This is a genomic window from Nesterenkonia flava, from assembly GCF_031432335.1.
GTDB classification, from domain to species: domain Bacteria; phylum Actinomycetota; class Actinomycetes; order Actinomycetales; family Micrococcaceae; genus Nesterenkonia; species Nesterenkonia flava.
On sequence record NZ_JAVKGT010000031.1, the window covers coordinates 25527 to 31774 of the forward strand.

The window sequence follows — 6248 nt, forward strand, 5'->3', positions numbered from 1 at the left end:
GACAAGGCTACTCTTCCCGCCTGAGACGCTGATGAAGGTTCACCATCAGCTCATCAACCCTGGCCTGCAGTTCCTCCAGCGTTCCGGAGTTCTCCAGCAGCACGTCCGCCACGGCGGCTCTCTCCGCGTCAGTAGCCTGCGAGGCAATTCGGGACTCGGCCTCCTGGCGAGACATTCCTCGACGCTCCATCATGCGACGAATGCGCGTCTCCGCCGGGGCCTGAACGACGACGACGACGTCGAAGCGGTCCTGCTGCCCGGTCTCCACCAGCAGCGGGATGTCCTCGACCACCACCGCTCCCCCGGCTCCGGCGTCAGCTGCGGCCGCCTGTCGCAGGCGGGCCGCCTGGGCGCGGACCCTGGGGTGCACGATGGCGTTGAGACGCTCCCTTGCGTCATCGTCTGCGAAGACGATCCGCCCCAGCTCCGGGCGGTTCAGGCTCCCGTCAGGGTGCAGGACCCCGCCCCCGAAGGCGCGCACCACCTCCGCCAGGCCCTCACTTCCGGGTTCGAGCACCTGACGAGCCAGCAGATCGGCATCGATCACCGCCGCACCGCGCTCCGCCATGCGCGCAGACACCGCCGATTTTCCTGAGGCGATGCCCCCGGTGAGTCCCACTGACAGCACATCTCCCATAGTGTCCACAGTCTAGAAGCTTCATGTCCCGCACGCCGAAGGCCCGCCCCTGGAGTGCGGGACGGGCCTTCGGATGAGCAGGAACGCGGCTCAGGTGCGCGGCGGGATCTCCGTGGAACCGGGATTGGTGAGATCCACCGTGGGGGTCTCACCGGTTCGGATTCGGTACTCCTCCACCACCGGCGGCTGCTCCACGTGTTCGATCTCCGGCGCGTTCTCCGGCTGGGTGCCCTCGGCATAGTCCGGGGCAACCACCGCTTCTGCCAGGGAGCCGTCAGCCTCTTCCATGCGGCGCTCGTACTCTTCGGGCGGCAGGGTCTGCAGCCAGCGCCGGCTGCGCAGGAAGCCGAGCTCGCCGGCGTCCTCCTTCATCGCGCGCTGGAGGCTGTACATCATGAAGAAGGCCAGCACGAAGAACGGGAGGCCGAAGAAGAGAGCCACATCGCGCAGCACGTTCAAACCGCCCTCGCCGGTAGCCACCAGCAGCACGGCGGCCACGAGTCCGATGTAGATCGTCCAGATGGCACGCTGGTGCGGGGCCGTGGTTCCCTTGGGGCGGCCCTCGCCGTCATAACCGTTGCACATATCGTCAAGCACCAGTGCCGCGGAATCCAGCGACGTGATGAAGAAGATGCCCACCAGCATGATGGCGATGGCTGAGGTCAGTGTGGCCAGCGGAAAGTGCTCAAGGAAGGCGAACATGGAGGTTTCCGAGCCGCCCTCCATTACTCGGCCGACCAGCCCGCCTTCGCCGTTGAGCTCGATGTCGAAGACACCGGCGCCCCAGATGCCGAACCAGATGATGGTGAAGAGGGTCGGCAGACCAAGCACACCGGCCACGAACTGCCGGACACTGCGGCCCCGGGAGATTCGGGCGATGAAGATGCCCACGAAGGGCGCCCAGGCGATGGTCCATGCCCAGTAGAAGATGGTCCAGCTCTGCTGCCAGCCGGTGTCAGCGAAGGTGTCGTTCCACAGCGCCACCTCGGGAAGCAGGGACGCATAGACGCCGGCAGACTCGATCATGCCGCGCAGCAGGAACACGGTGGGCCCAGTGACGAGAATGAACAGCAGCAGCAGGATGGCAGTGTAGATGTTGAAGTTCGACAGGCGTTTAATGCCCTTGTCGATGCCCAGGACTGCCGAGATCGTCGCGACCACCGTCACCACACCGATGATGACCAGCTTCGCCCAGTCCTCTTCCGACATGTCGAAGCGGGCGGCCAGGCCGGAGTGAATCTGGGTGGTGCCCAGGCCAACGGACATCGCGATGCCGAAGATGGTGCCCACAATCGCGAAGATGTCGATGGCCTTGCCAATGGGCCCGTGGATGCCGTCACCCAGGATCGGCTGAAAGAGGGAGGAGACCCGCGGGGGCAGGTTGCGTTTGTAGATGAAGTAGGCGAAGGCCAGTCCCGGGAGCGCAAAGATCGTCCAGGTGTGGAGGCCGAAGTGGTAGAGGGTGAAGCCCATGGCCTCTGACGCCGCTTCCGCGGTGCCGCCGACGATCACCTGATCCATGACGCCTTCAATGGCGTGGACAAGCTCGGAGTCCCCGGCCGCCTGTGCGGCTTCCAGAGCCGCCTCCTCGCTCCCCGCCGAGCTGATGGCTGCTTCCGCAGCTGCCTCATCCTCGGCACTAATGCCGCGCGGCGGATTAGTGAAGTGGTTCGCCGGCTCTGCTACGGCCCAGAACATGAGGATCGTGCCGATTCCGGCGGCGAAGAGCATGCCGAACCAGGACATATCCGAGTGCTGAGGCTTCTCATCATCCTGACCCAGTTTCAGCCGGCCGAAGCGGCTGAGCGCAATGTAGACCAGGAAGATGAGGAAGATCGTGACACCCAGGATGAAGAACCATCCGAAGTAGTCGAAGATGAAAGTCGCCGTGTTGCCCCAGAAACTCCCCATCTCTTCAGGGATGATGAGCGTCACGACCACAAAGATCAGCATGATCGCCGAGGACGCGAAGAACAGCAGCGGGTTTGTCCGCAATCTGAAAAGGTCGTGGACCTTATCGAGCATTGGTGCCTTTCGTGAGAAACGTCGGGTCTCTCAATGTCGTCGCCCCACTATGGATCGGAATCACAGCGGGCGCCCAACCAGGCTCTGACCCTCTTTCGGCGCAGGCCGAGCTGGGCGTTTCGGCACCACGCTAGGAAAGTTTCCCCCGGAAATCACCCCGAAAAGCCTGTAGATTCCCTGAAGCCGCAGTATTCACGCGCCCGGATCCCCTCTGTGGCGGGGCTTCAGCAGTGAGGTCTCAAGATCATAACGATGTGAGCATTTGGGTCGAGATACGAGAAAACCCGCCCCACCACAGGTGGGACGGGTTTTCTCTGATCAGCTGAAATCAGCTGGTAACAATCACTTGCCGGTGAGCTTCTCGCGCAGAGCAGCCAGAGCCTCGTCGGAGGCCAGGGTGCCTGCATCCTCGCCGCCGGCGGGAGCAGAGGAGTAGTTCGAGGGAGCCGGCTCGGAGGACTTGCGCGCTCCGCCGCCCACCGAAGCCTCGGCAGCTGCCTCGGCGTCGGCGTCGATGGCCTTGCGGACCTGCTCCTTGTGAGCCTCCCAGCGCTCCTGAGCGGCGGCGTACTGGGCCTCCCAAGCAGCACGCTGCTCGTCGTAGCCCTCCATCCACTCGTTGGTCTCGGGATCGAAGCCCTCGGGGTACTTGTAGTTGCCCTCTTCGTCGTACTCGGCGTCCATACCGTAGAGCGCGGGGTCGAACTCTTCGGCGTCGGGGTCCACGCCCTCGTTGGCCTGCTTCAGCGAGAGGCTGATGCGGCGGCGCTCCAGGTCGATGTCGATGACCTTGACGAACACCTCGTCGCCCACGGAGACAACCTGCTCGGCCAGGTCCACGTGTCGGACTGCTAGCTCGGAGATGTGCACCAGACCCTCGATGCCGTCCTCGACGCGCACGAAGGCACCGAAGGGCACCAGCTTGGTGACCTTGCCGGGCACGATCTGGCCCAGAGCGTGCGTGCGGGCGAAGGTCTGCCACGGGTCTTCCTGGGTGGCCTTCAGGGACAGGGAGACGCGCTCGCGGTCCATGTCCACCTCGAGCACCTCGACGGTGACTTCCTGCCCGACCTCGACAACCTCGTTCGGGTGGTCGATGTGCTTCCAGGACAGCTCGGAGACGTGCACCAGGCCGTCCACGCCGCCCAGGTCCACGAAGGCACCGAAGTTGACGATGGAGGACACGACGCCGTTGCGGACCTGACCGCGCTCCAGCTTGTTGAGGAAGGAGGAGCGGACCTCGGATTGGGTCTGCTCCAGCCATGCACGGCGGGACAGCACCACGTTGTTGCGGTTCTTGTCCAGCTCGATGATCTTGGCTTCGATCTCCTGGCCGATGTAGGGGGCCAGATCGCGCACGCGGCGCATCTCCACCAGGGAGGCGGGGAGGAAGCCGCGCAGGCCGATGTCGAGGATGAGGCCGCCCTTGACGACCTCGATGACGGTGCCGGTGACGACGCCGTCCTCCTCCTTGATGCGCTCGATGTCGCCCCAGGCGCGCTCGTACTGTGCGCGCTTCTTCGACAGAATCAGGCGGCCTTCCTTGTCCTCCTTCTGGAGAACCAGGGCCTCGACCTGATCACCGACGGCGACGACCTCGTCCGGGTCAACATCGTGCTTGATGGACAGCTCGCGGGACGGGATGACGCCTTCAGTCTTGTACCCGATGTCCAGGAGGACTTCGTCACGGTCAACCTTGACGATGGTGCCTTCGACCATGTCGCCGTCGTTGAAGTACTTCATGGTCGCGTCGACGGCGGCGAGGAACTCCTCGGCGCTTCCGATATCGTTGATGGCGACCTGCGGGGCACCGGGTGCGGTTGCGGTGGTGGTCATGTAGTAGGGGCTCCGATGATGGATTGTTGAGTTGGTCAGTGCACGGTCTTGCTTGAGGCACAAGGCCCCGCACCGAGCGATGGACAGGTAACAGTCTGAAGATCGACTCTGTGCGCAGAACGCGCCCGGCCAGTCTATACTGCTGCGGCAATCTCCTTCAACTGTGCTAGACGGGCTCTCGTCGCACGGCGCGCACGGAAGGGCGGAGATTCTCAGAAGTGGGTGGCGCAGTATGGCGCGGTGGGCAGATCAAACGTCGCGGAGAAGGCCTTCCAGTCGGCGTCGTCGGCGCCGGTGATCCGTCCGGCAGCGCGCATGGTAAGCACTGAGACATCGCCCAGGTACAGCGCGCCGAGCGTTTCGGCATCCATGGTGAAGTGCTGCTTACCGGGGGTTGGGACGGAAGCCACCTGGGCTGTGCCGCTGTTGACCGTGACCGCGAAGGTGCCGTCGCAGATCTCCAGGGGGTCGGTGAGGGTGAGCGTGAACTGGCCGTCAGCGCCCCAGGCCCGCCCCTGCAGCGCGGTCATGGGATTGAGGATTCGCACCCAGAGCATGTCGTTGATGTTCCGGGTCGCCCGGGTTCGCGGTGTCAGCAGCGCCTGGGTGAGAGGATCCTCCGCGGGAGCGGTGTGCCAGGTGGCCCGGTGCACGATGTCGAGATCGGCGATGAAGCGCCACAACTCAATGCTGCTGCGCGGATCCGCGGCCACCAGGCTGGAAATGCGCATCGTGGTGGGTTCAGCCTCCCAGCCCTCGAAGCTGTAGACCACATAGCCTCCGAGGGTGCCGTCGTCGTGCACATGGACGGCGCCGCGGAGCTTCTTGTCGCTGGAGCTGAAGTCGTCGGGGGCCCATTCTGCGGTGTCGTGCCGGTAGTACCTCTCCTGACGATCGACCGATCCACGCGTGCCGGCGTGGAAGGCGGCGAAGATGCGTTCGAAGGCCTCGCGGCCCTTGGTGGGGTCGATGACCAGGACCCGGCCGGTGGGCGGGGTGCGCAGGGCGAATCCCTCTCCCCCGGGGCGCAGATCCAGTTCAATCTCAGCTTCTCTGGTGGCTACACCGAATCCGAAGCGCCCGTAGATGGGCCCTTCACTCGCAGTCAGTGCCGCCACGGGCATCCCGTCGGACACGGCCCGGGCCAGCGCGCTGGTCATCATGTGCTTGAGGATGCCGCGTCGGCGAAAGCTGGGACTGACCCCGACCCCGGTGATGAGCCGGGCCGGAAGCAGGTCAGGCCCGGCGGCGTTGAGAGTCTTGTCGTAGTCGACGAACGTGCCTACCGGATGCTCTGCATCGAACCCGAGCGTCTCGTACGTCTCGCCCCAAGGCTCCAGGGAGGCAAATCCCGGGTCAAGATAGACCCCGTGCAGCTGCCGCCCGTCGGCGACGGAGGCGGCCACTGAACGACGCACCTGCTCGGTGCTCTTCCAGCCGTGGTAGAAGTTGTAGCTCACCGTGCGCACAAAGGCCTCGGTCGCGGTCTCGGGTGTTCCGTCCGGGCTCTGGGCCGCCGGAAAGCTGCGGGACACCAGCCCCTCGGCCAAGGGGGCGATGGCGGGGATGCGGGGCGCGAAGTCGATGCTCACAGTGTCAGCCTAAAGCCCGCGCCGCTGGAATTCCCCCGTCTTCCGACCGGCCTCGCGCATGGCTCTCCACCTTCCGCACCCCACCTATGCACCGCAGCCGCCGTGTGAAGTCTCAAGACATCGGTGACAGTTCCGTATCAACACATCGGTGACAGAAC

General features: G+C 64.6%; 4 protein-coding genes. All 4 read right to left on the reverse strand.

Annotated elements, in window-relative coordinates; genetic code table 11:
* Positions 1–7 precede the first annotated feature (7 nt).
* Entirely contained in the window at positions 8–637 is a 630-nt protein-coding gene (gene coaE, locus RH857_RS11010) for a dephospho-CoA kinase (protein WP_310538019.1), read from the reverse strand.
* A gap of 90 nt (positions 638–727) precedes the next feature.
* Complete coding sequence (locus RH857_RS11015; protein ID WP_310538020.1) at positions 728–2662, reverse strand: BCCT family transporter; 1935 nt, start codon at positions 2660–2662, stop codon at positions 728–730.
* A 342-nt stretch (positions 2663–3004) separates the two neighbouring features.
* On the reverse strand, positions 3005–4498 hold the full coding sequence (gene rpsA, locus RH857_RS11020) for a 30S ribosomal protein S1 (protein WP_310538021.1): 1494 nt from the start codon (positions 4496–4498) through the stop codon (positions 3005–3007).
* 212 nt (positions 4499–4710) lie between these two features.
* Positions 4711–6090 carry a GNAT family N-acetyltransferase gene (locus RH857_RS11025; protein ID WP_310538022.1) on the reverse strand — a complete coding sequence of 460 codons (1380 nt, stop codon included), beginning with the start codon at positions 6088–6090 and terminating at the stop codon, positions 4711–4713.
* Positions 6091–6248: the final 158 nt, after the last annotated feature.